At 58.3% G+C, this 25,455-nt stretch carries 22 protein-coding genes and 2 pseudogenes; 17 read left to right on the top strand and 7 right to left on the bottom strand.

Going from position 1 to position 25,455, the window contains the following annotated elements; translation table 11 throughout:
* Positions 1–210 precede the first annotated feature (210 nt).
* Positions 211–1,449: an IS30 family transposase gene (locus AC1DJW_RS11315; RefSeq protein WP_476901468.1), complete on the top strand. Its 1,239-nt coding sequence runs from the start codon at positions 211–213 to the stop codon at positions 1,447–1,449.
* A 914-nt stretch (positions 1,450–2,363) separates the two neighbouring features.
* Here the strand turns inward: AC1DJW_RS11315 and AC1DJW_RS11320 are convergent.
* Entirely contained in the window at positions 2,364–3,587 is a 1,224-nt protein-coding gene (locus AC1DJW_RS11320) for a cytochrome P450 (RefSeq protein ID WP_441429435.1), read from the bottom strand.
* 189 nt (positions 3,588–3,776) lie between these two features.
* Here AC1DJW_RS11320 and AC1DJW_RS11325 point away from each other — a divergent pair, with 189 nt between their 5' ends.
* The 8 genes from AC1DJW_RS11325 to AC1DJW_RS11360 all read left to right on the top strand — a co-directional run bounded on the left by AC1DJW_RS11325 (position 3,777) and on the right by AC1DJW_RS11360 (position 11,557).
* Complete coding sequence (locus AC1DJW_RS11325; RefSeq protein WP_441429434.1) at positions 3,777–4,097, top strand: 2Fe-2S iron-sulfur cluster-binding protein; 321 nt, start codon at positions 3,777–3,779, stop codon at positions 4,095–4,097.
* The gene (locus AC1DJW_RS11330; RefSeq protein ID WP_441429433.1) at positions 4,063–5,373 is read left to right on the top strand and encodes an NAD(P)/FAD-dependent oxidoreductase; all 1,311 of its coding nucleotides are present in this window, start codon (positions 4,063–4,065) and stop codon (positions 5,371–5,373) included. The genes AC1DJW_RS11325 and AC1DJW_RS11330 overlap by 35 nt, the downstream gene beginning before the upstream one ends.
* A 99-nt stretch (positions 5,374–5,472) precedes the next feature.
* Positions 5,473–6,609: a thiolase family protein gene (locus AC1DJW_RS11335; protein WP_441429432.1), complete on the top strand. Its 1,137-nt coding sequence runs from the start codon at positions 5,473–5,475 to the stop codon at positions 6,607–6,609.
* A gap of 4 nt (positions 6,610–6,613) precedes the next feature.
* Positions 6,614–7,027 (top strand): Zn-ribbon domain-containing OB-fold protein, encoded by a 414-nt coding sequence (locus AC1DJW_RS11340; protein ID WP_476901457.1) that lies wholly within the window; start codon positions 6,614–6,616, stop codon positions 7,025–7,027.
* On the top strand, positions 7,027–7,824 hold the full coding sequence (locus AC1DJW_RS11345) for an enoyl-CoA hydratase/isomerase family protein (RefSeq protein ID WP_441429431.1): 798 nt from the start codon (positions 7,027–7,029) through the stop codon (positions 7,822–7,824). Before AC1DJW_RS11340 ends, AC1DJW_RS11345 begins: the two co-directional genes overlap by 1 nt.
* A gap of 64 nt (positions 7,825–7,888) precedes the next feature.
* Complete coding sequence (locus AC1DJW_RS11350; RefSeq protein WP_441429430.1) at positions 7,889–9,271, top strand: NAD-dependent succinate-semialdehyde dehydrogenase; 1,383 nt, start codon at positions 7,889–7,891, stop codon at positions 9,269–9,271.
* A gap of 439 nt (positions 9,272–9,710) precedes the next feature.
* Complete coding sequence (locus tag AC1DJW_RS11355; protein ID WP_441429429.1) at positions 9,711–10,544, top strand: SDR family NAD(P)-dependent oxidoreductase; 834 nt, start codon at positions 9,711–9,713, stop codon at positions 10,542–10,544.
* Between the two features lie 47 nt (positions 10,545–10,591).
* Positions 10,592–11,557: an aldo/keto reductase gene (locus tag AC1DJW_RS11360; RefSeq protein ID WP_441429428.1), complete on the top strand. Its 966-nt coding sequence runs from the start codon at positions 10,592–10,594 to the stop codon at positions 11,555–11,557.
* A gap of 982 nt (positions 11,558–12,539) precedes the next feature.
* On the opposite strand, the gene AC1DJW_RS11365 is transcribed toward AC1DJW_RS11360, so the two are convergent.
* On the bottom strand, positions 12,540–13,166 hold the full coding sequence (locus AC1DJW_RS11365) for a TetR/AcrR family transcriptional regulator (protein WP_441429427.1): 627 nt from the start codon (positions 13,164–13,166) through the stop codon (positions 12,540–12,542).
* A gap of 94 nt (positions 13,167–13,260) precedes the next feature.
* Between AC1DJW_RS11365 and AC1DJW_RS11370 the strand changes: the two genes are divergently transcribed.
* A complete protein-coding gene (locus AC1DJW_RS11370; protein ID WP_441429426.1) occupies positions 13,261–14,007 on the top strand; it encodes an NADPH-dependent F420 reductase in 747 nt (248 codons plus the stop codon).
* A 142-nt stretch (positions 14,008–14,149) separates the two neighbouring features.
* Here the strand turns inward: AC1DJW_RS11370 and AC1DJW_RS11375 are convergent, their stop codons facing one another.
* Together AC1DJW_RS11375 and AC1DJW_RS11380 are read right to left on the bottom strand one after the other, a co-directional pair.
* A complete protein-coding gene (locus AC1DJW_RS11375) occupies positions 14,150–14,329 on the bottom strand; it encodes a hypothetical protein (protein ID WP_476901458.1) in 180 nt (59 codons plus the stop codon).
* A 65-nt stretch (positions 14,330–14,394) separates the two neighbouring features.
* Positions 14,395–14,535: pseudogene (locus AC1DJW_RS11380) on the bottom strand (DUF4192 family protein); the annotation flags it as partial.
* A 538-nt stretch (positions 14,536–15,073) separates the two neighbouring features.
* Between AC1DJW_RS11380 and AC1DJW_RS11385 the strand changes: the two are divergent.
* Positions 15,074–15,334, top strand: a pseudogene (locus tag AC1DJW_RS11385) (pyridoxal 5'-phosphate synthase lyase subunit PdxS); the annotation flags it as partial.
* A 128-nt stretch (positions 15,335–15,462) separates the two neighbouring features.
* Here AC1DJW_RS11385 and AC1DJW_RS11390 read toward each other — a convergent pair.
* Positions 15,463–16,368, bottom strand: coding sequence for a helix-turn-helix domain-containing protein (locus tag AC1DJW_RS11390; RefSeq protein WP_441429424.1), 906 nt, complete (start codon positions 16,366–16,368; stop codon positions 15,463–15,465).
* Positions 16,369–16,510: 142 nt separating this feature from the next.
* On the opposite strand from AC1DJW_RS11390, the gene AC1DJW_RS11395 reads away from it, so the two are divergent.
* Positions 16,511–17,533: a carbon-nitrogen hydrolase family protein gene (locus AC1DJW_RS11395; RefSeq protein WP_441429423.1), complete on the top strand. Its 1,023-nt coding sequence runs from the start codon at positions 16,511–16,513 to the stop codon at positions 17,531–17,533.
* A gap of 11 nt (positions 17,534–17,544) precedes the next feature.
* Positions 17,545–18,054 carry a group I truncated hemoglobin gene (locus AC1DJW_RS11400; RefSeq protein ID WP_441429422.1) on the top strand — a complete coding sequence of 170 codons (510 nt, stop codon included), beginning with the start codon at positions 17,545–17,547 and terminating at the stop codon, positions 18,052–18,054.
* 153 nt (positions 18,055–18,207) lie between these two features.
* Here the strand turns inward: AC1DJW_RS11400 and AC1DJW_RS11405 are convergent, their stop codons facing one another.
* Positions 18,208–19,125: an AraC-like ligand-binding domain-containing protein gene (locus AC1DJW_RS11405; protein WP_441429421.1), complete on the bottom strand. Its 918-nt coding sequence runs from the start codon at positions 19,123–19,125 to the stop codon at positions 18,208–18,210.
* Between the two features lie 148 nt (positions 19,126–19,273).
* Here AC1DJW_RS11405 and AC1DJW_RS11410 point away from each other — a divergent pair, with 148 nt between their 5' ends.
* The 4 genes from AC1DJW_RS11410 to AC1DJW_RS11425 all read left to right on the top strand — a co-directional run bounded on the left by AC1DJW_RS11410 (position 19,274) and on the right by AC1DJW_RS11425 (position 22,659).
* Complete coding sequence (locus AC1DJW_RS11410) at positions 19,274–19,678, top strand: cupin domain-containing protein (RefSeq protein WP_441429420.1); 405 nt, start codon at positions 19,274–19,276, stop codon at positions 19,676–19,678.
* A 224-nt stretch (positions 19,679–19,902) separates the two neighbouring features.
* On the top strand, positions 19,903–21,321 hold the full coding sequence (locus AC1DJW_RS11415) for an aldehyde dehydrogenase family protein (protein WP_441429419.1): 1,419 nt from the start codon (positions 19,903–19,905) through the stop codon (positions 21,319–21,321).
* Positions 21,322–21,416: 95 nt separating this feature from the next.
* Positions 21,417–21,797, top strand: a complete 381-nt coding sequence (locus tag AC1DJW_RS11420; RefSeq protein WP_476901459.1) for a hypothetical protein — start codon at positions 21,417–21,419, stop codon at positions 21,795–21,797.
* A gap of 691 nt (positions 21,798–22,488) precedes the next feature.
* Positions 22,489–22,659, top strand: a complete 171-nt coding sequence (locus AC1DJW_RS11425) for a hypothetical protein (RefSeq protein ID WP_441429418.1) — start codon at positions 22,489–22,491, stop codon at positions 22,657–22,659.
* A gap of 146 nt (positions 22,660–22,805) precedes the next feature.
* Here AC1DJW_RS11425 and AC1DJW_RS11430 read toward each other — a convergent pair whose 3' ends face one another.
* A complete protein-coding gene (locus AC1DJW_RS11430; protein WP_441429417.1) occupies positions 22,806–24,596 on the bottom strand; it encodes a flavin-containing monooxygenase in 1,791 nt (596 codons plus the stop codon).
* Positions 24,597–25,455: the final 859 nt, after the last annotated feature.

A 25,455-nucleotide genomic window follows, 5' to 3' on the forward strand; every position in this document is an offset into this window, starting at 1 on the left:
CCACCGGCGGTGATTGAGGAGTTCCTGGGTCTGCTGCACGAGGTCGGCAATGTCAGCGCGGCAGCCCGGCAACTGGGCCTGAACCATTCCACCTGCCACAACTGGGTCAAGGCCGCCGGTCTGGTCTCGGTCGGTACGCGAGGCCCGTCGGCGAAGCAGCTTCACTACCTGCGCCTGCGCCAGGAAGGAGCCGGCCGGAGGGACGCCGCCATGGCTGTCGGCGCCAGCAAACCGAGTTCCTACAACTGGGACCGGCAACAGGCTGCAAAGGACACGGCCGCCACCCAAGGCCAGGCCGCGGATCTGCCGTATACACAGAAGGTGAGAACTACATTCGCGGAACCTCCGGCCCCTACAGCGGCGCCGGAGCTGACGGCAGCGGCGGTGCCGGAGCTGCCAGTCTCAGTGGCGGAGCCGGTACCCGCACCGGTGGCGTTGGAAGCTCTGGAGCAGCCCATCAGCGCCCGCTACCTTTCCCTGCAGGAGCGGGAGAGGATCGCGGATCTGCTCTCCCACGGGACTTCCATGCGGGAGATCGGCAGGGCCCTGGGCCGGTCCGTGGGCACCATCAGCCGGGAGATCAAGCGCAACAGCCACCCGGTGCTGGGTTACCGGCCTTACGGTGCTCACCGGGCCGCCACTGCGGCCCGGGCACGGCCGAAGGACAGTAAGCTGGCAGAACCCGGGGAACTGCACGACTACGTGAAGACCAAGCTCCTCACCCGTTGGTCCCCGGAACAGATTTCGAAGCTGCTGATCAAGGAATTTCCCGATGACGAGCAGATGCGCGTGAGTACCGAAACGATCTACCAGGCCCTCTACTTCCAGGCCAGAGGCGGACTCAAACGCGAGGTCAAAGAGGCCCTGCGCAGCGGCCGGACACGCCGCAAGCAGCACAGGAACCCCGAGGAACGCACAAGCCGGTTCCGTGACCCGATGATCAACATTTCCGAACGCCCCGCCGAGGTCGAAGACCGCGCCGTCCCGGGCCATTGGGAGGGCGACTTGGTGACCGGAGCCTACAACCAGTCGGCGATCGCAACGCTGGTCGAACGCACCACACGCTACGTGATGTTGGTGCACCTGCCGGTGGATCACACCGCCGAATCGGTCCGCGACGGGCTGATCAAAACCATGTCCACCCTCCCGGCGCACCTGCGGGGATCCCTGACCTGGGACCAAGGCGCCGAAATGGCCAAACACAAGGCGATCAGCATCGCCACCGACATGGACGTCTACTTCTGCGACCCCGCCAGACCCTGGCAACGGGGATCCAACGAGAACACAAACGGGCTGCTGCGCCAATATTTCCCGAAAGGCACCGACCTGAACGCCTACGGGCCAGAGGACCTGGAACACGTCGCCCAGGAACTCAACGCACGACCACGCAAGACACTGGACTGGGACACCCCAGCCGAGCGTCTACGTGATTTACTGATAGCCAGCTAAGCAAGGGCGTTGCAACGACCCCTAGAATTCAAGCAGCGGGCACATTCACTGGCCGCCGGTGGGCAGAAACTGATGGCCATTGACAGTCGCGACGCCAGGGCATCGGGAACGGTTCTTGCACGGCCCCGTCGAGGCGAGGCACGCGGATCGCTCCCATGACGACTGGGAACATGGCCGAGCCGCCAGACGCGGGCCCTCACCTTCGCAGCATTATGGGTTTTTGTTTTTAGTCCGCCACGGGAGCGACTGCTCGCATGGTCCGGAGGTTCAGCTAGCAGCTTGTAATTCGGGAGTTCCCCCGTGGCGCGGGGAAGGGTCATCCCGCGCTCGTGGGCTCCGTTGATGGGCGAGTCCACCGAAACTGTCCCGTAGGTCTGCCCTGTGGCGTCCACTTCGGCCAGAAGCCCTGGCATGGCTCGGTCTCAGGTCCCGTCGGAGGCGAAACGGCGGTGCGCTTCTACAAGGGTATGCCGGAGACCGAGCTCTGCTAGCAGGTCCCGCCATGGATCCCGCTGCGGTATCGGACTGATGCTTTCAACAACCGGCCGATGCCACGGAACGGGCGGCACCGCCGCCCGTTCGAAGTCGGCAGCAGAGGTTCGATCCGGGACTACTGATCATCACTTAAGAAATCAGATGCGATTTCGGACTTCATCGAAGACTTCCAACTGCCCGGTGTGCCGATACCGGTGTGCCGATCCTCGTAAACGCGGACATTCCACCTTTCGGATAGCATCGACAACGCGACGACTTGGAATCCTGTTTATCGCGCCTGTCGGTTGCAGTAACGAGGTGTGCGTTCCCTGATGCTGCAACAAACTCGTGGGCGAGGCAACAGCAAATGGAAACCTCGGAGACCTGGATCTTCAGGCTGGAGGGCCTGCAGGGCCATATGTTGACCCTGCAGGACATGCTCATCCGACCTTGACGGGAAGCGCAAACAATTGATTGATCCAGGTGCTGTGCCCCCGGCGGGGAGTACCGTCGAGTTCCAGTTTTACTGAGCGCTTGTGGAGCTCTTCCAGCAATATTCGCACTTCAAGTTTGGCGAGGCTGTTGCCGATGCACCGGTGTGCTCCGCTTCCGAATGCGAGGGTTTTTGTCTCAGGTCGCCGGGGATTGAACACATGAGGATTCGTGTACACCGCGGGGTCGCGGTTGGCTGCTACGAAGTAGAGCTGGATGACATCACCTTTGCGGATTTGTTGACCAAGAAACTCGACGTCCTCCGTTGCTACACGCGCCATGTTCATGGCGGGAGTGATGAACCTCAAGAACTCGTCGACCACCCGCATAGTTTCACCGGCCTCGACATCCCGCCACGTCTGTTCGGCGATCGCGGGGTCTTCTAGGATCATACGCATTGATTGTCCAATCAGGGTATGCGTGGTTTCGTACCCCGCGACCATGAGAAGGCTCACGTAGTACTGGTATTCCTCCTGCGAAATCTCGCCACGTTCAACGTATTGGGCGAGAACGGTGACCATATCATCTTCGGGAACGCGCAGTTTTTGCTGCTGCAACTCCCGAATGTAGGGAAAGATCTCATCTGTCGACTGTTGGAGCATAACTGCGCCCGAATCTGGGAAAGCTGAGGCGTGGAAGATCGCATCTGTCCATCGCACTATGTCACCCCGTCGCTCGAAAGGCACACCCAAGACGCGCGCCACGACTCGTGAGGGAATTAGCTTTGCCACGTGCTCCACGTAGTCAAACTTGCCCGAGGGGAGGGTATCGTCGAGCACTTCTGCGACGATCTCGCGGATCCAGCCGTCGAAATTTGCCACAACTCGCGGCCCAAATGATGCGGCGGCCGCTCGGCGAACGCGGCCGTGCTTGGGCGGATCCATGAACATCAGATTGTCGCCGAACTCGTTGTTTGGACCACTACCCATTAAGGGAAACCCGGGGCCTTCACAGGAACTGAAAAGGTCAGGACGCTTCTCAAACTCCAGAATGTCCTCGAACCGTGTCACAGCCCAGAAACCGCCATTGGGAGTTCCGAACTCGGCCCGTTGCCAGTAGAGCGCAGGCATGCGCCGAATAGCGTCGAAGGCTTCGTGGGGCACTTCCTCACTAAACGTCTCAGGCCTGCTTAGATCGGGCAAGGTCTCGGCAGATGTCGCTGCTGGGGTCATTAGTATCCTCCTTGATACGGCCAAACGACGGGATTTCCTCACTTTAGGGTTACCTTCGAAGACTGTCAACCAACAAGTTATATAAGAGATCCCGTTGCTTCCCGATGGCCGGGCTGTCTATAATCAAATGGTTGGTTGAATTTTTCATCGCGACGCCAATGAGCGTCCGATGGCAACGAGGAGGTTGCTTTGACAGAGATTGTGTATGTCCATCAATCAGGACAGCGCCAGCATGTACAAGCGGACGAGTCTGAAACCGTGATGCATGCTGCCGTGAGTAACTTCGTTGACGGCATTGTGGGCGAATGCGGGGGGGATCTCTCTTGCGCCACATGTCACGTCTTCGTCGACGAGGGCTGGGCCGGAAAGGTTGGGACTCCAAGTCCGGACGAGGAGGCAATGCTGGAGGCCGTGGCAGTTGCACCGACGCAGTTCAGTCGTTTGTCATGTCAGCTCAAGTGCAACGCCAATCTGAATGGCCTCATTGTGCACGTGCCAGAAGCGCAGTAGTCCGGTGGTAACCGAAGCGCCGCGGGTGGCGTCAACAGATCACGTCGTGATCGTCGGAGCGGGTCAGGCTGGCGGCGATGCAGCTGCGGCCGTGCGTATGGCAGGGCATCAAGGGCCAATCACCATGATCGGGGACGAACCTCTTCTTCCCTATAGTCGACCCCCACTTTCGAAAGCATTCCTATTGGGTCAGGTGGACGAGGGGGGTCTTATTCTCCGGACAGCCGAGTCCTATCGCGATCACGAAATTGAAATACTTACGGAGGCTCGCGCAATTAGCGTCAACAGCGCAGACTGTCATGTCGTTCTCGAGGACGGAACTACTGTTCCTTATGACAAGCTGATTCTTGCGACTGGGGGGCGACCTCGTTCGCTCCCAAATCCTGAGTTATCAGGTGCGAGGAACGTTTTTACACTCCGTTCCGCCCGAGACGCGTCGCTCATTCGGCAACACCTGCGCCAGGCGAGGCGCATGGTAGTTATTGGCGGAGGATACATCGGCCTTGAGATGGCCTCTGTGGCACGCTCCCTAGGGGTCGACGTAACGCTCCTTGAAGCCAACCCCAGGCTGCTCTCTCGCGTAACGTCTCCCGTAGTTTCGGACTTCTTTCGTCAGCTCCACCAGGACGAAGGCGTTGAGATACGGTTCAACGCTCGTATTGACAAGTTTGAAACCGACGACGCTGGAAACTTTGTGTCGTTGTACCTGATTGATGGCACGAAGATCGAGGCGGACTTCCTTATAGCAGGGATAGGCCTTGTTCCCAACACGGAACTTGCATTGGGTGCAGGGCTGAAGGTGGACAACGGCATCCTCGTAAACGAGTACCTGCAGACCTCCAACCCTGATATTTACGCAATAGGCGACGTGGCCCGGTACCCAGACCAGCAACACGGCGGGCTCAGCCGGCTGGAGTCCGTTCCAAATGCTTCCGCCCAGGCGAGGAGGGTCGCGGCCAACTTGACGGGGGACTGCCTCCCATTCAACAGCGTTCCATGGTTTTGGTCGGACCAGTTCGATGTGAAACTGCAGGTCGTCGGACTGTCTCGAGGCTACGACGAACTCGTAGTCCGGCACGACCCCTCCAGGGCTCGTGCCATCACCGTCTTTTACCTGAAGTGCGGGGTAGTTATCTCGGCGGATATCGCAAATAGTCCAAAGGACTTCGCTTTCGCTAAGAAGCTAGTAGCAGCAGGTGCAGTAGTCGACTCCGCTCTCCTGGCGAACGCCGCAATTCCATTGCGGGACCTGGTCCCACTACCTGCATCGATATAGGCGAACCTGCCCGAAACCGTTTGTCGAACGTTAGCACTAAATATCAAACAACCATATGGTTGAAGTGGGGGACGCCGAGTTTCATGGAAGTAGAGAAATATGAATGACCTACGAGAAGTTGCCATTGTTGGGGTTGGACAAACTGATTTTGGCGCTCTCTATGCCAAGAAAGATGCCCAGCGCGACCAGTACGCATTAGGGGCCGAGGCCCTCCGGCTGGCCATAGCCGACTCAGGTCTGGCGAAGAGTGAAATCGACGGTCTTCTAACCGCAAGGATTCAGTACGAACACGGTGGCCACGTACTCGGATTAGGAAATGTCCGTGTAATCAACGGCCTTGAAGGCTCTGGCCGAATGAGCGGAGTAGCCATACAACAGGCCGCTGCCCTGATTGCCACTGGCCAGGCTGACGTTGTCGCGTGCGTCTATGGCAACAACGGAAGGTCGGTGCAAATGAAGTATGGCGGAGGTTACACGGCAAGTCCGACTTCTGTGTACGACTCCCTATATGGAATGACCTCTCCTGGCGCGTACGTCTCAATGATGTATCAACGCTACCGCCACTTGTACGGGGTTCCTGATGGTGCTCTGGCCCCCCTTGCCATTAACAACCGTCAAAATGCGGCCTTGAACCCAGTTGCTGTGATGCGCGAGCAGATAACGGCCAAGCAGTACCTCGCCTCCCGCTTCATTGCCGAACCACTCAGACTCTATGACTACTGCATCATCAATGACGGCGGCGTTGCCATCATATTGACCACCATCGACCGGGCGAAAGACCTGCCGCATCGTCCAGTCAGGATTGCCGGGACGGCGTCTGCAGCGGATGTAAGCAATTACTACACGAGCTCCAGCTTTTTCTACGACGCCTCTCAAAGAGTTGCGAAAGATCTCTACACCCAAACTGGTTTGACGCCAAAAGACGTCGACGTTACCCAGATCTACGACAATTTCACGCCGACCATCTTGTTCAGCTTGGAAGGTTTTAATTATGCCCCGCAAGGGCAAGCCTGGGAGTGGGCGAGCCTTGACAGGATAGGGCGGGATGGAGCGAGCCCCATTAATACCGCCGGAGGCCACACCGGAGAGAGCTACATGCAGGGTTGGGCGCATCATGTCGAAGCCGTCGTTCAATTGCGAGGCGAAGCAGGCGAACGACAAGTACGCGACGCAAACGTTGCCCAATACATTTGCGCATCCCCAATCACTACGTCACACATTTTGATAGGAGAGTGAGACTGTGCCCACACGGGAACAACTCGAAAAGATGCTGCCAGCGATCACGGACTTGAACCGCGGATTTTGGGAAGGAACAGTAAGAGGAGAATTCCGGCTTCAGTACGGACCTTCCGGTGTTCCCCGCTATCCCGAGTCGCCAATTGATCCAGTGACCCTGGACCCCGATTTCAGTTGGCGGGCCTCCACAGGACGAGGAACATTGTGGTCATGGATCATCATGCATCAGAAGTACTTCCCCGCATTCTCTGAGGACGTCCCCTACATTGTCGCGTTGGTGAAACTGGATGATGGACCGATGGTCATGAGCACCATTGTTGATGCACCAGAAGACCTCATCTGCGATCAACAGGTCGAGGTAGTCTTTGAGCCGCTCAACGACGACTATGCCTTGCCAAAATTCAGGGTGGCCTCCTAATGACCGGATTCTCGGAAAATGGTGACCTGATTCTTCTCGCGCATCGAGACAATGGGGTGTCATGGGTCACGTTGAATAGGCCGAACAAGCGCAATGCCATGAACTTGGCGGCCAGAACTCGTTTGATCGAAGTTTTGGATGAATGCCGGCAGTCGAAAGTCATTGTTTTGACTGGAAACGGACCGGCATTCTGTGCCGGAGTTGACCTCACGGAAGGTGCGTCCGGAAATGCGGGTAATGCTGAACTGGACAGCAGAAGCACTTGGTCCGGAGTTCAGAATGAACTGCGAAATCACCCTTCTGTAGTTATCGCCGCGGTCAATGGATTCGCGCTTGGTGGAGGTTCCACGTTGATTAACGTTGCAGATCTGGCGGTGGCTGCGGATGAAGCGCAGATTGGTATGCCGGAGATGGGATTCGGGCTATATCCGACTCTCGCTGGTCCGGCCGCACAGCTACGTATCAGTCGTAAGCGCGCTGCCTGGCTCATCCTTACGGCTCAGAGAATCAATGGAACCACCGCAGCCGACTGGGGAATGGTCAATGCTTCCGTGCCCTTATCGGACCTAGCGATAACAGTCCAGGAACTGGCGGACAGAGTTGCTGGCTTTGATAGGGCGGCACTCAAATGGTCAAAACGTGCTCTGTGGACCATCCCTGACGAGGTGTCTCAGTGGGATTCGGCACTCGAGTATGGGGAACGCATCAGTAAGCAGATTCAATCCGAAAGCGACGCTTTCAGTGCGGGGTTGGCAGGCTTCCGGTCCGGACAGCGGAGCCAAGGCCAAGGTGTCTGAGAATTCCCTTGCACACCCTTGCCCGCAACGATTCAGCGCAGCAACAAAGACACAGAGGAATGCTATGTATACGACAAAAAACCCAGCTACCGGGGAAGTGCATGCGACATACAATACGTTGACGCCGGAAGAGCTGGAGGACGCCGTCACACGGTCAACAGCTGCTTTTTCCTCCTGGAGGGATACACCAGTGGATGAACGGGTCTCCGTGCTCAGCCGCGCGGCTGAACTAGCCCGCGAGCGCGCTGAGGAACTTGCCCAGATCGCGACGTTGGAGATGGGTAAGCCTATTCAGCAGGCAAGGACTGAAGTCACACGACTCTTCCAAAATATTCTTGACTACTACGCAGCCAACGCATCGGAGTTTTTGAAGGACCAGCCGCTGTTTCCTTCCAGTGGTGACATTGCGGTGGTGAAGACGGTGCCAATAGGTCCGGTTCTAGGCATCATGCCTTGGAACTTCCCCTACTATCAGGTCGTTCGGTTTGCAGCGCCCAACCTCTTGTTGGGCAACACCGTCCTGATCAAGCACGCAGCCAACTGTCCTCAATCAGCACTTGCCCTAGAAAAGCTTTTCCATGACGCCGGTTTGCCTGATGATGCATATATTAATCTCTTCGCCAAGCATGCGGATCTTGAGTCTGTAATCGCGGACCCTCGCGTACAAGGTGTCTCCCTCACGGGCTCCGAAAAAGCGGGAGCCGCGGTTGGTGCACTGGCCGGCAGTTACCTGAAAAAGGTCGTCCTTGAGCTGGGCGGGTCCGATCCCTTTATTGTTCTCGATGATCACGACCTTGACAGGGTTGTGCGACAGGCGGTGACAGCTCGGATCGGAAACGGGGGTCAAGCCTGTGTGGCGGCTAAGCGGTTCATCATTATGGCTGACACGTACGAGGCGTTTACTACCAAGTTCGTACATGCAATGTCCGCCATCGTCCCCGGCGATCCAACATCCGAGGGCACCCTCCTTGGGCCGATGGTTTCAGTGCAGGCGCGCCAGGAGATTCAAGGGATCGTCGATGAGGCTGTTGCGGCCGGCGCGACCGTGCTGGCCGGCGGTGACGCGCACGATTTTTCAGGAGCATTCATGCCACCTGTCGTCCTTACGGACGTGAAACCTGGCATGCGTGCTTGGAATGAAGAAATCTTTGGGCCTGTGGCCGTCCTCCATCGAGTCAACGATGTCGACGAGGCCGTTACCCTCGCCAACGATACGATCTACGGTCTGGCAGGTTCGGTCTGGAGCGGCGACCACGAACTGGCAGAGAAAGTGGCCCTAAGGCTCGAGGTTGGCATGGTTGGGATAAACGCCACTGCTGGCACCGAGCCAGAACTCCCGTTCGGGGGAGTGAAGGCCTCCGGATTTGGCCGCGAACTAGGAGAGTTTGGTCTGAACGAGTTTGCCAACAAAAAACTCGTTCGCACAGCACGAGGCCAACTCAACTAGGTGGACCTGGCTGGACGCAGACCGCGATTTGTCCCCGGGCTGCGGCGGAGAAGGCACCGAGGGGGCCAGCCGGGCCTTACTCCATCCGAAATGTCTCGGAGACAAATGCAAAAACTTCCTGCCCCAGTTTACGTCATAGCACTCGTAGGGTTTCTTTCAGCCTTCGGCATCGGCGCACTGCGAAGTGAGCGGCACTGTATTGGATCATGTTCGATCTCGCTGCGATCTTCCGGCCAATCATCAGTGGAGTCATTGGGGAGGGAATCGGTCCTGGTGCTCCATTGGTCCTTGCAGGAGTGATAGTGACGGCGGCTTCCTACTTCGCGCTTCGCGCATGGAGAGTCGACGCAGAATCAGAGGCGCACTAATTCGGCTTGCCCCACAGGTCTAACCGCATCATTCAGATCAATTCGAGCAGTCCTGGAAAAGGAGAAAAGTTATGGGTAAGACATGGTTTGTGACTGGAGCATCAAGGGGATTCGGCCGGGTATTCGTAGAGGCGGCCCTCGAACGAGGTGATCGTGTCGCGGCGGCCGCCCGTAATATCGAGACGCTTTCTGATCTCTTGGAGCGCTACGGCGACGCAATCCTCCCTCTCGCACTTGATGTCACGAGCGAGTCACAGGTCAAGAGTGCCGTTCGTTCCGCACACGAATCATTTGGTCGATTGGACATCGTGATCAACAACGCTGGCTACGGCCTATTCGGAACTGCCGAGGAAGTTTCATTGCAGCAGGTCCGAGACCAGATGGAGACCAACTTCTTCGGCGCGGTCTCTGTCACGAATGAAGTTATACCCATTCTTCGTCAACAAGGATCTGGTCATATCGTACAGATCTCATCCATTGGAGGCGTGACAACATTCCCAACACTAAGCGCCTACCACGCCTCTAAGTGGGCGCTGGAGGGCTATTCGGACAGTATTTCACAAGAGCTGGCTGGCTTTGGGATTAACGTCACTATCGTCGAGCCTGGCGGATTTGATACTGATTGGGCAGGCTCTTCCGCGACATTTGTTGAGCAGATGCCGGAGTATGCAGGGGTTCGTACAGCCCTCTCACAGGTTTTCGCCAAGCCTTCGCCGAAGCCCCTCGGATTTGGCAGCGCAATTCTTGCGGTTGTAGATGCGGAACACCCTCCCCTGAGGGTCTTTTTTGGAGAAGCGCCTCTCCGACTCCTGCCGGACGTGTACAAGGGGCGACTCGATACCTGGGAGTCGTGGTCGTCAGTCGCACGCCTGGCTGAAGGAAAATACGGTCCGCGTGAAAATTAGGTGCAACAGCACAGCAATCAATCACGTCCACAACACAGTAGGGAAAAATGAAACAGCGCATATTGGGCCAGCAAGGCCTGGCTACCTCTGCCTTGGGCTATGGTTCAATGGGAATCTCTCTGGCCTATGGATCTTCAAACGAACAGGGCGGCATCAAGGCTATTCGACGGGCCCACGAGCTGGGCGTAACGTTATTCGATACCGCCGAGCTTTATGGCTGGGGTGAGAATGAGCGGATTGTGGGCAGGGCAGTCGCTCCATTCCGTGATGAAGTAACCCTCGCCACTAAATTCGGCTACAACCCCGATTGGTCCCTAAACAGCAATCCGGATCACATCCGTGAAGTTGTCGATAAAAGCCTGAAGTATCTGGACACAGGGCATATCGACGTTCTCTATCAGCACCGCGTAGATCCTGCTGTTCCCATAGAGGAGGTGGCAGGTGCGGTCAAGGACCTGATTGACGCTGGCAAAGTGAAATACTTTGGACTTAGCGAGGCGGGCGAGAAAAATATTCGCGCCGCCCATGAGATCCAACCCGTATCGGTACTCCAGACGGAATATTCCCTCTTTGAACGGGACGCCGAACAACTCTTTCCAGTCCTGTCGGAACTTGGCATTGGATTCGTACCATACTCGCCGCTCGGCCGCGGTTTCCTTACTGGCACTGCCCAGCCGGCTAGCCACTACGACGCCCAGACGGATATGCGGGCATTCGACCCGCGCTGGCAACCAGGAAACTTTGAGAAGAACGTGGAAGCAACGCGCCAGTTATCTGAATTTGCGCAAACTCGAGGGGCTACCGTGGCGCAGTTAGCCCTCGCGTGGTTACTTGCTCAAGGCGAACACATTGTCCCGATTCCCGGGTCCCGTGACCCTCGAAGAGTGGAGGAAAATATCCACGCCGTCAACGTTGATTTGACGCGGAGTGATCTGGACCGCATCGCAGGAATCTTGCCTAGCGGCGGCTTTGGAGCCCGATACCGAGCGGAAATGCTGCCCAGCTGGGTCTAGCCAATTGACGTTGGGATTGATGATCAACGGCGGCGATATTGGGGACCCTGTGTCCGCTTTAGCTGTGGGAATGAGGTCATCAGTCTGGATTCGTCCAGGGTGATGACCTCCTGTGATTAATGACGTGCTACCGCCGGTTAATGACGCACCGCCGCCACCGAACTGCGGAAACCTGTTATTCTCGGCGCTTCTTAATCTCGACGGAATCGGGAATGGTCGTCCCGGTCAACCCCGGTTGCTCAAACCAAAGGTCATGACATGGCAACGGCAGGCTTGATCGTGTCATATTTTGCAGTTTGGCATACTTAAGTCGGTCGGCGCCGTCGTCTACGATCGATTTGGGTACAAGGGCGGCGCACTTACAATGCCCATGGCGCACGCTCTCGAATTCGGGGGACGTGCCTGGCGTTCGGAATCCCAGGCATTATGGCCGTCATTCTCCCTGCGTGGCTCTGGCACTCAAGTTGTACTTCGTCATCACTCCTCTGTCCGTCAATCTGGCTGTCAGTAAAGCCCAGTTTGCTCCCATCGATAGGGTCATCATGACTCTTTGCAGGAGCGCCCTGTACGGAAGCTTTTAGCCTCGGTATCGTCGGCGGCATCTCCATGGCGTTGTTCGGCTTGTCGATCGCCCAGACACTCGGGGGGAATCGCACCCGCAGTTCCAGAAGTTGCCTCGGCCTACTGAGTCAGACCCGACATAACAGGTATTCCCGGCGTGCTGGAGACGTTTCCCAGCACGCCGGGCTCGGATCGCAACGCCGGCGTCTTCACGTTTGGTGTGCAGCATGCGTTTCTGCATTTTGTCCCCGCCGCAAGCCGCAGACCAATTGGCGCCGGCCCGATGGCGGTGGAGAAGGAGTAACCTCGTGCAGGGAAGCCATTCCGCGGGGGAGTAGTCCAATTTTCGCGATCTGCCTCGAGTTAGTGCCATGGTCCTTCGGTCGACAGGCGCAGTTCAACATGTGGGGACCCGGATCGTTCAGCTCCGGTGGCTTGTCCTTGGTATTTCGCAGTCGTCCGCCTCGATTTCCGGCAGCGCATTGGTATCCGCAGGACGTAATGATTCAAGGAGAAGTGCGATGGCCCGGCTGGGTCCGCTGCCCTCGACTCCGCGGCCCCAATGAACGCTGGTCAGCATCGCCAGGAATGTAAACAGGTCCCCTGGGGACACGTCTGGCCGGATTTGCCCGCTTGCTTGTCCTCGGTGCAGAAGTTCAGCCAGCGCAGTGGTGATGACACTGGCTGAACGCGCGGTAGGCACCAAGGCGTTGCGGGCGGCGGCAATAACGTTTTCCTCGCGGGCCACCATGTCGGTAGCCGCGGTCATCACCTCCCTTAGACCGACGCGAGGGTCAAGCTCCGAAACCGCACTCCGGATTTTGGGCGCAACATCCTCCCTGATGCATTGATCCAACGCTGCTTTGACCAGATGTTCCCTGCTCGGAAAATGCCTATATAGCGTTCGTGCCCCGACACCAGCCTGGGCTGCTACCTCGTCCAGGGAGGCCTCCGGGCCCATTTCGAGGAACACCGCACGGGCTGCCCGGATGATGCTTTCGGCATTTCGTGCTGCATCAGCTCGAACGGGAGATTCAATATTGTTCACCCTGACATTATACTATCTGGCAGTTCTCTGCCAGTACTGCTAGAGTCGCATATGGCAGTTCACTGCCATATCACATCAAGAAGGGACAGCAGTCTTGACAACAATTGGAATAATCGGCGCGGGAATGATTGGCAGAACGTTGGCCCAACTGGCGATCGATGCGGGGATGGAAGTGCTTCTGAGCAACTCAAGGGACCCCAGCACCTTGAGCGGACTTGTGTCAACGCTTGGACCAAATGCACGGGCCGGATTTCCCGCTGAAGCTGCCCAGGCCGGCCCAGTGGTGATAGCAACCATTCCGCTTGCGAACTACGGGACCTTATCGCAGGCAGATTTGGCAGGAAAAGTGGTCATAGACACCATGAATTACTATCCGGAACGAGACGGAAACATTGCCGTCCTTGACCGCGGCGAATCCACGTCAAGCGAGCTTGTGCAGAGTCACCTATCGGACAGTTTGGTCGCGAAGGCCTTTAACGCCATCTCGTTTGCGAATCTCGGTTCCAGCGCCAGACCTGCCGGTGCCTCGAGTCGGAGCGCGCTTCCGTTCGCGGCAGATTCCAAGCAGGCGGAGACTGTCGTGGGTGACCTTATCGATCGGATTGGATATGACGCTGTCTTTGCTGGAAGCCTCGCGGAGAGCTGGCGATTCGAACCCGGCACACCCGTTTATGTTGCGCCGTACATGCCCAGCACCCGCCCGGAAAACATGTCGCAGGAGGAAGGCCTCCGATGGATGGTTGACACTCCCGGAACACCTGTCGCGACCAACCAAGTGAAGATGCTCCTGGAGCAGGCCGTTCGTGCGCAGCCCGGCGGGCTTCTTCCAGCGGGTGCTTAGACGGTTCCTGCGGTGCACACGAGGTGGGGCGTAGGAGCCCGTCCGCGCCCCACTTCGTTCATGAGGAGATCTTGACGGTGCGTCGCTATCGTGCTTGACGGTAGATGGGGCAACGAGTCCATTGGTACCAAGGAGTAGGCCTTTATTGGTGGGCTTTGCTGCCGCGGCCTTCCCACCAGTTGATGTAGCCGATGGCGGTGAGGAGCGGCGCCGAGTGGTGGATGCTGCTGTGCGTGTAGGCGTGGAGCAGTATTTGCTGGGCCCATTCGACGCGGGTCCATTGCGGCTTGCCGGGGGTTTGGGCCAGGAGGATTTGTTCCATGAGGCCGTCGACGCGAGGTAGCCGGCGACTGTTCGGGCGTAGGCGAGTTCTCCACCGTCGCGCTTGGGGAGGTCCACGCGGAGCGTCACGCCGATGTGGTTGGTGTCCAGCGTGATGCACACAAGGCTTTCCTGCGGCCAGAAGCCGAGTGTGTGGCCGATGAAGCTGAGGACATCGGCGGGGGTCGTGATGGTGAGCGTTTCCATGATCTTTCTCCCTCAGGGGCGGCGTTGGCCGTGGGCGTTGGTTTTTCGTCGTCGTTCTGATTGAGGGTCCAGTGCTGGGCATGAGGGGCCGGAGTGCAACTTGGGGGACCGGCAACAATCCAAAAGTTCGCGAGGAAAGAAGCGGAGCGCGGAGAGAAGTTTTGGAGGGGGGTCGGCGTAAAGCGCCCTGGTTGCGCGGAGGACCCGCCCAGCGATGATCGAGCATCAGAATGACAAACAGCGAAGATTCTTCTGCGTCTTCATGGCTGGGTCGGGGCAGCGCCGCATGACGCCTGAGCGTCTTGTTACTTGGACCAGAATCTTTCGCGTGAGCCGTGAGCCGTGCGCCGGAGCGTCTCTGAAGGGCGAGTTCGGCGCGTTCGACGACTGAGCGGCCGTGTGCGTCGAGGCGCCCGTCTATCGTGGGGCTGGCCATTTCACAGTCGCGGATTTCCACCAGCCGGCGGTGGAGCTGTGTTTCGGCGTGCCGGCTGAGGACGATGAGCCCGCTGGACCGTCGCTTCTCGAGGATCAGGTCGAGATCAAGAAGCTGACCTCCATGCCGGAGGACGAACTGTACGTCTCGGCCAAGGAACTGCAGGCCCCGTACGAACTGGTCAAGGAAATCGCCGCCGCAGGCAAGCTCCCGGTCGTCCTGTTCACCGCCGGCGGTATCGCCACCCCGGCCGACGCAGCGATGATGATGCAGCTCGGTGCGGACGGCGTGTTCGTCGGTTCCGGCATCTTCAAGTCCGGCAACCCGGCCCAGCGTGCCGCCGCCGTCGTTTCCGGCGGCACATGTCGGGAGCGGTATGAATTGGCCCGAGACTTCTGACGGATCCGCGCTTTCTAGGTTGGCCATGGGCCGACTAACAAGCCAGCAATGGCCTGCTCGGCGGGGGGCGATCAGGTGAAGGAAAGGGGCCCCTAAAGGCGTGAGTCTTCTGATGGCAGAAGGCCAAAGTGTCGTTTGTAAGCTCTGGTGAACGTGTCAGGGTTTGAAAAGCCCACACGATAAGCAACTCCTGTCACTGAATGCCCGTCCCGAAGCAAAAACCGTGCATGCCCGAGGCGAACCCGACGTATAAATCCAGCTGGAGTATCGCCTTCTGCGGCAAAAACTTTGTGCACCAAGCGCACGGATACGTGATGCGCACCAGCAATTCTCTCCACCCCAAGGTCAGATTCGCTGAAATGCTGGTTGACGTACCCACAAAACGCAACGTGCAAGATGGAAGCATCGACTTCTGGCCTCCCCGCGATACTTGTTGATACGAGTACTGCTTTTAGCAAACTCACCGTGGCGTCGGCCAGATGTTCAGCAGCAATCTCGCTCCCGATTTCCGCCTCTTTTGGATCCAACGAACACAACAAACTGGTCAAGACCGTCAAAGACGCAGAGGGTGGGAGCACACGCGCTGTCAGGCCTTCAAAAGCCAGACCCGTCAGCGGCACTACGGACCGCGGAACCTGTAGAACCATTTCGCTCATCTTCGAAGGGAACTGCAGGCTGTAGGGGGAAGACGCGTCGTACATGGCAGCTTGGCCTCGCTGTAACGGAGCGGAACGTCCATGCTGCAGGATGTTCCCCACTCCGGAGCGTTGCAAGGAAAGCAGCATGTCATCACGTTCATGCATCCTGACCAGATCATGGCTCCTGTACACCTCCGAGGCTTCGCTGACGACCTTGGCGATGCTGACATTCCTCGGCAACTGGGCCTGCTCAAGACTGGCGGTGAAGCCTACGGACGCCGAGCGAACTTTCAGCGGAACGAAAGCCTGGCTGCAGGCAGAGGACCATTGTTCGGCTGTTTCGGCACTTGTGCAGGGCATGTGAATAGCCTAGGTTCTCGCCGCGGGGGTGTACACGAATCGTCGAACGGCATGCGGGCATCGTCGAGAACTCTGCGCGTGGTGCTTATCACAATGAAGTACGGAGTTTCCCTGTACTCCCTCAGACACCCCAGGAGATAGCATGTCCGACTATTCCAAGCAGCTCCGCGTAGCCGCAGTCCAGGCAGAACCAGTCTGGAACGACTTATCAGGTGGCATCGAAAAGACCATAGCCCTGACCAGGGAAGCCGCTGATAACGGGGCTGACCTCATTACATTTCCGGAAGTGTGGATACCCGGGTACCCGTGGTTTCTCTGGCTCGACTCGGTAGCCTGGCAGTCGCAGTTCCAGCTCACTTATGCTCAGAACTCTTTGGTCCCCGGAAGCCTTGAATTTATCCGTGTCGAAGAGGCGGCACGAAATTTCGGCATATCGATCTCGCTCGGGTTCAGTGAGCGTGACGGTGGCTCGCTCTACATTTCGCAGGCGTTCATCGACAAAACCGGGACCACAAAGCTAACGCGTCGCAAGCTGAAACCGACCCATGTGGAGCGCACACTTTTCGGCGAAGGCGACGGATCTGATATTCAGGTTATTGATACCGAACTCGGTAGGGTGGGCCACTTGGCGTGCTGGGAACATCTCCAGCCATTGACGAAGTACGCCATGTTCGCCCAAGGCGAGCAACTTCACGTCGCAGCATGGCCCAGTTTCTCGCTTTTTGAGGGTGCGGTGCACGCCCTGAGCCCGGAGGTTAACGTCGGGGCTTCCCGGCAGTACGCAGTGGAAGGGCAGACATTCGTTGTTGCCCCTTGCGGTCTGGTCGGCCCCGCCGGCCAGAAACTCATGGCGGACACGGAAGTCAAGAAGCAGTTCCTGAACCTCGGCGGAGGACATGCACGAATCTTCGGCCCGGACGGCCGCAGCCTGGCAGAGCCACTTCCTCCCGAAGTAGAAGGCATCATCTACGCTGACATCGACTACGCGGCAATACTCCAAGCCAAGAACGCGGCGGACCCTGTGGGCCACTACTCGCGCCCCGACGTCTTTAAAGTCCACTTCAACCGCACTCGCAACGCGGTCGTCACCGAATCCCACGCCGAAACTCAGGCGCCAACGGCCGAACAGTCAAAACCAGCTGTCGAACAATACGTGGAAATCTAAGGAGTTAAACTATGCGTGAATCCACTCAAGAAACCACTGCCCCAGCTTCTGCCTCTCTCTACGAGCGGCTCGGCGGTTACGACGCAATCTTCGCGTTCGCTGGTGCAGCTCTGAAAAAGGGCATGCAGCATCCGGACATTGGCCACATATGGGACCACATGCCCGAGTCGTCCTTCAACAGGGAACACATTAACTTCGTCGATTTCCTAGCCGCCGAGTGGGGAGGCAATGTTCGCTATCGGGGACGTGACATGGTCACAGCTCACCGCGGCATGGGGTTGACCGATGTTCACTGGAATGCAATGTTTGATTGTCTCTACGCATGCTACGAAGAGTATGGCCTCCCTGAGGAGCTCCAGCAGGAGATCAACGCCAGCTTCGAGAAGTTCAAACCGGTCGTGGTCGGTAGCCCTTCATTGCGCTCGGTAGTGCTGGACCACCCTGAAATGGATGTCACCAAAGGGATGAAGAGTGTCGGCGTCGTATGGCCGCAGCGCAAGAGCGGACAAGCTCGAGAGTAACGCAAACAAGCTACAAGGCGGATCAGTGCAGGGTTTCGCAGGTTTGGTGTTTCCGGCCTGCGAAACCCTGTCGACAGGCATCCAAGTTGGGGGTACCGAACCAAAGACGTGACGTTCCGTGACGTACCAAGTACATCGCACATCAACTCCTGGTCAGGACGCAGGTTCTCTCCGCCATTGACCAGGGGTGGTCCCATACTGACGTTTGAAGGATCGGATGAAGACGTTCACCTCTGGGTACCCGACCCGCCAAGCTATCTGGCTTACAGATAGCGTGGCATAGCGAGGGTCGGCGAGCAGGCGCCGGGAGAGATCCAATCGCTCGGCACGTATGAAGGCCGCAGGGCTGGAGTCGAACACGGCAAAGGCAAGTTGCAGCGTTCTCAGCGAGACGTGCTGGCTATCGGCCACCAACGCGGGCGATAGTTCGGGGTTACTCAGATGGGCGCGGATGAACGACTGCGCGGTGGCCAGAACGTATCGATACCCTTCCGCCGAAGACGCAAACCGATCAGGGACCGCTCCGAGAACGCTGAGCGCCAGCCCCGCAGCTGTAGCACCGAGTTCGTCGTGTTCACTTTGGGAAAGTTGGTCAGCCACGTCGAGCGTTTCTGTTGCGAAGGCCCTGTAAACCCGCGTCATCGCATTATCGGTAGCCACCCTCCGGCGTTCAACAGAGAGCAGCTCAGATGAGGGCACTATCCGGCGAGGCGCTTGCAGAACGAGCACGCGGCTGGAACCGTCAAAGGCTAGTTCATAGGGCCGGTTCGCAACGTGCACTGAAGCGGCTCCTGGCCTCAGGATAATCTCCCGGTCCTCTTGCCGCACGACTGCATTACCTGATAGAGACATCAGAATCAGCAGGTCGTCGCATGCGTCCGCCCGTGCGGCTTCGTCGGTACGGAGAACACGCGAATTCGTTGTTCCAACCCTGGTCAACCGCACTCCGCCCAATTCAACCCGGTGCAACGAACCTTGGAAATCCGCCGTGGCATCGCTGACCTTAAGCGAGATGAAGTTGTCCGAAATCATCCGCACCCAGGTAGCGGGGCTATTGGTAGAGGAATCCATCTGATGGTCCTGCCGGTTGAATCCAAGTTTGCACGTTACGGCTATTGCCTCTGCGCGAAGCGTCGACCACTTGTGTGGGTTTCGTCACAAACTAGCTTGACGAGAACGCATCATACGCGTCAATGCCTACTACTACGGAGGGACACCGATGTCCGGTCAAACCAGCAGTACTTGGAATCATGTCATCACCAGCCACATTGCTGCCGAGTTCGTCCCCTTCGACTACCCGGAGGCCGGGGGCACCGGCGGGGTCTCGCGTTTTGGGGAGATTGCTGTCCTGCGTACCACTGCCTACGACGGAACAATGCACGTCGCTGCGTTTTGGCGCGTTGAGCCGGCAACCTCACCGCTATATGACGTTCCGCTGGGCGACGAGTCCGGCTACGTCATCCGCGGCTCCGCGAGCATCGAACTGCTCGACTCGGGAGAAACCGTCGAGCTGAAGGCAGGGGACCTCTACTCCTTCAAGAAGGGAACCCTTAGCCGCTGGACAGTTCACGAGCCCTTCGAGAAGTTCGTAGTCGTCACCGACGGCGCCAGCAACGCCCAGTAGCTATCCGCTTAGCCAGGGGGTCGCGTCGAGCGGCGCCACGGCTAAGCCATGCTCCACCCACCCAAGTTGAATACGACCACCGGCTTTCGACAGCATCACTGGTGGCCAGGGCGACGGCGAACCAATAAGGCCTTGCTGCACACGCCCCCCGTCGAACGCATAACTCGGTGCAATCCGCGGGCGCTTCCCGTAACCCTTACCGAACTCCATGACAAGGAACCATCATGACTGTTGTTCCAGAGACGAAGCATACTCTGCTGGCATCCATCAACGCCGCCGATAACGGCCGCGAAATCAAGGATCCGGCCACTGGTGAAACAGTGGGCTACGCCCCTCAGCACGGGGTCGCGGACCTCCAGAATGCAATAGATCTAGCCAGAGCGGCGCAACCGGCTTGGGCTGAGGCAGGGCACGAAGTCCGCTCGGCTGTACTTTTGGCCGCCGCAGAAGCAGTTAATGCCCACTCCGAGGAACTGGCGCAGATCCTTTCCCGTGAACAGGGAAAGCCATTGAACGGACCCAACGCACGATTCGAAGTCGGTGCGTGCTCAGCCTGGTTGCGGGCCGCCGCCGCCACGCCCCTGGAGCCAGAAATACTCGTCGACGACGGCGAAACCCGGGCCGAAGTGCATTACCGCCCACTTGGGATCGTCGGTGCCATCGGACCGTGGAACTGGCCCATGATGATCACTATCTGGCAAGTCGCCCCCGCGCTGCGAATGGGCAATGCGGTCATCGTCAAACCCAGCGAATACACCCCATTGAGCGTTCTCGCCCTCGTGGAAGTCCTCAACTCGGTCATACCGGCTGGCCTTCTGACCGCCGTTTCCGGTGGACGGGACGTTGGTGAGGCCTTGGCCTCCCACCCGGCCGTCAGCAAGATCATGTTCACCGGTTCTACCGCCACTGGCAAGGCCATCATCAAGTCCTCCGCGGACTCCATCAAGCGCCTGACACTGGAATTGGGCGGCAACGACGCCGGAATCGTACTTCCGGATGCAGACCCCAAGGCCATCGCCGAAGGACTCTTTTGGGGCGCTTTCATCAACACTGGCCAGACCTGCGCGGCACTGAAGCGCCTTTACGTCCACGAGGATATCTACGAGGCAGTCTGTGAGGCCCTCACCGAGGTAGCTTCGGCAATGCCAATGGGGGTTGGGCTTGACGAGAACAACGTCCTGGGACCGCTTCAGAACAAGGCCCAGTACGACATCGTGGAACGACTTGTCGACCAAGCACGGAAATCTGGGGCCCGTATCCTCATAGGAGGTAACCCGGAAACAGATCAGCCGGGCTACTTCTACCCCACGACTCTCGTGTCCGACATCGACAACGGCAACCCGCTGGTCACAGAAGAACAGTTCGGCCCCGCACTGCCCATCATCCGATACCGGACGGTCGACGAAGCCATAGCCATGGCCAACGAACTCGATGTAGGGCTGGGGGCATCTGTCTGGTCTCCGGATCTTGAGCGGGCACGTACCGTTGCCGCGCGCCTGCAAGCCGGCACTGTGTGGATTAACAAACACGGAGCAGTCGATCCGCGGGTGCCCTTCGGCGGAGCCAAGCAATCGGGCTACGGCCTGGAATTCGGCGTCGAGGGCCTCAAACACCTGGGACAGCCCCAGATCATCAACGGATAACACCATCAATCATGTCCTGGCCGGCGCTGTTACAAGTGCCGGCCGGGACATTCTAAGGACCGACGTTCCCCGGTAAAGTACTTTACTGCCGTGATTTGAGTATCGGAGATGAGATCCATGCCCGGAAAGGAACTCGCAACTTCCAAGTCCGGGTGGTGGAAATTCACGAAGCTATGGAGCTCTTCTGGGCCGTCGACACTATTGGGGAACTCCGGATCGTGGAATTCGATGAATATACTGTCTATCTTCAACAGCCTGCTTGGCTTGATGTTTCACGCTTCCGCGCAGCCCAGCCGACAGCCGTCCTAGTTCCAAGGGAATTGAACGGCACTGAGGTGTCCCATTTCAGTATCAATGTGCGGGACGATTGTGATCTGGTCGTCGCGGCCGAAAGTCGCCAGGACAGCTCGGATTCTCTGATCAGCAAAGTCTTCTTTTGCATCCCCGGCGCTCGCCTCAGCTCTGGTTCCCAATAGCCGCGTTGTCGCATACTCGACCGGCGCGATTCCTGTTGCCTCCGCCAAGCGACGCATTGCCTGCTCATGTGCTGCGTCGGATACCGCATGAACCACGAGGCCGGCGACAGAACTACAATCCGATTAGCGCTTGGTCTGCCTGACTCTGATGAAGAAGCCCACTGAGCGCGTAGGGGGCGGAGACGGGGTGGACTTGCCCGCTCTCTTCAAACGCCTGTGTAGCCCGGCCTTCAAGAGGAGATGTGGTGAAGAGCCGCGGAGTGTATTACTCAGTGCCGTTGAGGAAGGCGTGCTGTCGCTGGCAACTCTGAATGGTCCTTGGGCGGAGAAATAGACCCGGCCATGACTGTCCCAGTCCTGTACCCACCAAGCTGAATTGGTGTGTCCCACGATAGCCAGATAGGCCTCGCCGGCTGCCGCCTTGTCCGCGCGGATCTGCTCGCCATCTTTCCGTTTCCACCACGGAGAGCGTTCTGGAGGGCCTTGAAGAAGTTTGTCTCCGAAGTCATGGATTCCATCCGGTCCGGTTTCGTGGACCGATTCCGCGGGTTGCCACCGTCTGATGAAGGACGGCGGCGCAGCACTGGTGCCCGACGCCCGTGAACTGATCGAGCTGCTCGCCAGCTAACCTCGAAGGTGGCCGGGACTTATACTGTCCCGGCCACCCCATCCCCGCGAAGGAGACACAACGGTGACGGGCTCTTGGGACGACGACGGCAATTTCGACCACGAAGTACACTTCGAGGCGATCCACCGTGAGAAGGCAGCCGCGACTGCCAGGCGGGCCGGCATCCTACGGTCGATGGAAGTCGAAGGCCTGTCCTCACTGGTCTCGGAAGGAGTCCCCGAGGAAAGCATGTAAGGGGGAATGCACCTAGCGATCGGAGCAAGGGGACGACGTGGGAGAGTCGCCGCAGTGCGCATTCGTAAAACTCACCACAGCTACTGGTCAATGGCCGGCTGCCCGCGGCTTGTGTTCGCTTGTCTGAATTCTCAGTGGGGCTGTCGTCAGTTCCCTGAGTTGCATAGGGTCCCTGCGTCCATCGCCGCGATCTGCAACGCGAGCAATTTGGAGTAGAAGCGTCCGTCGCCGATGCCGAGCGAAACCATAAACCACAATTTGTCGACGCCGGTCTGACGCCAAAGGCGTCCGTATTCGCGGTCCTCGCCGACGTCCGCGAAATTGCCGACCTGGTCTGCGACTGCATCTCCGAGCACTTTCCTTATGGCAGTTGCGGGGCCACGGTATCCCGTTGCAAAAATTACGAGGTCGGCTTCGACAGAACTGCAGTCATCGAGTACGATCCCGGCAGAGTTGAAACTAGTGACGCTACCGTGGCGCAGCTTGACAGTGCCATCAGCGATGAGTTCCGACGCGCCGGCGTTGTAGTAGTACCCTGTAGCGTTCTGCCCGAATATCAGGCCAAGCACGCCTTGGCCGTTAGGTCCATCGCTGAGCTTGAATCCGGCCGCGGAGAGAGCCGCGAGAAGTTCGTGGTCCCGTTCTTTGACGAGGGCAAGCTGTGCCGCACCGTATGAGGGAAGCGCACCGAAAGGCGTCGAAGCGTTGACCAAATCAGCTTCGTCAACCGTGTAGTGACCCCCCGTGTGATTCGCATGCATCACAGCGTGGAAGGTCGACGTGTCCATCACCACCGTGCCTGAACGCTGGATGATGGTCACGTCGACGCCATGCTCCGCGAGATCCTGCGCGAGATCGTGTCCGCTGACGCCAGTGCCCACAACAACAGCTTGCTTCCCGGCCCATGCCTCGGCACCTTTGTAGTCGACCGCATGTATGACGGTCCCCTTATAGTCCGCCTCGCCCGGGAGATCGGGCCGGTGAGCCTCCCCGTTCATTCCCGTAGCGAAAACGAGGTGTTGCGGAGTGAGCGTCCGGCGTGAACCATCCGGGCGAATAACGTCCAATGACCATCGGCCGCCCATTACATCGAAATTCACATTCTCTGCAGTCGAACCCGTCCACACCGCGAGGTCCAACAACGACGCGTAGCTTTCGAGAAAGTCCCCAAATTTGTCCTTCGGCGTAAAGCGAGTCCAAGTAGGCGGGAATGGGACATACGGCAGTTGATCAGAGGCAAGCGGCGTGTGCAGAGCTAACGAACTGTACCGATTCCTCCAGTTATCACCCACCCGTGCATTGCTCTCTACGATCAAGGTAGGAATTCCCAAAACGCGTAGTCGTGCGGCGAGCATCAGGCCGTTGTGCCCAGCACCCAGGATAACCACGGTGGGGTCTTTTCGCGTGAACTCGTGATCAAGTTCCTCATGCCATGGGAGACGGGACGGATTCGGGCCGTGACTGCGCCCCAAAGGCCGTAGGTCGCCGACTTGTTCGGGGTGGGTGTCAACAGCGCTGAGGGCGAGGACAAAGGCCATAGCCCGATAAGCGCCGCCCTCCCCCTCGACTAGCTTGACAAATCCTTCCCCCTCGCCGACTTTCGTGCGAAAGCTCAGGAACTGCGCGATGGTTCGACGTCCATTTTCATGGCCCAAGATAGGGAGCGGCTCACGTCGAACCCTCACAGAGATTTCTGTCGATGAGTCAGCCGCACTCAAAAGTTCAACGACTTCGTCGCGACCGACGGCGTTTCGGAAGTCCCAGGACAGCGCCAAAAGGTCGCGCACTGTGCAATCACGCTCGAACAACTCGTTGATGGCCGCGGCATTGCGGGAACTCAGCGCACCTTCTAGTGCCGCGACCCAAGAGGAGACGATATCGTCACCTGCCTCGGCGCTGGCTGTTATGGCCGTGGATTTGATGGCTGAGGTGGTCATTTTGGTGTGCTCCTTTGTGCATTTTTCTGCCTTGTCAACGATGATCCGCAAGGCAGTGGGTCGGGACCGCTGGGAGAGCGGCTGGATGATGTGGCGGTCGACAGCTCAGCGACGTCCGGTCGGCGACGCGTGGGCCTGAAACGTCAGTGGCCGTGCATGTAGGCCGCAGACACCGGCAATAGAGTTTTGTGAACACCCATGGATCTAGGCTCCGCTATCTTGGGACTCGGCACAGTCCTGTTTTGAGACAGGTCACAAATTGCCGTAGATTCCGCAACCACTCAAACTCAGCGCAAAGACAACTGCCCTGGACACAGTCTTAACACCATGGTCAAGACGCTGAAGGTGGGACGAGGTGCCTCCGCCGGCCCATTAATCAAGGTCTTGTTGAAACCCTGAAGAACTTCGATCTGGTTGTTGCCAGACACGCAACAACAGCACCCCGCTGCGCCCCGCTCGGATCCAGCGGGACAGCTGAGGTCGAAAGATGGGCAGCGACTTTTTTGGGGCTTCCCAAGCAGAACCGTGCTCTGGAAGCTCTAGTCGGATGAACTCGCCGTCGATCGCATTCCGGATCTGCGCTTCGAACGCGTCCAGTTGACCTCCCTGAAATGCTGGTTCTCGGGCACGCAGGCAGAAACCCGGCCGGCTAGCCCTAGCCTAAGTCGGGAGTGCCTTTGGTCCCTACGATCTGAGTAGATTGACGATCAGCCAAGGACCAAGTCGCAGTACCGCGAGTTGTTTCTGGGTGTTTATACCCCGAATTGTCTGTGCGCAGGTCACACCTCCTCCGCGACACCGCAGCGACAGCGGTCCCCGCGGTCGGGGGCGCAGGAAGAGTTGGGCAACTTCTTCGCCA

This window comes from Arthrobacter sp. 05L417 (assembly GCF_056397865.1).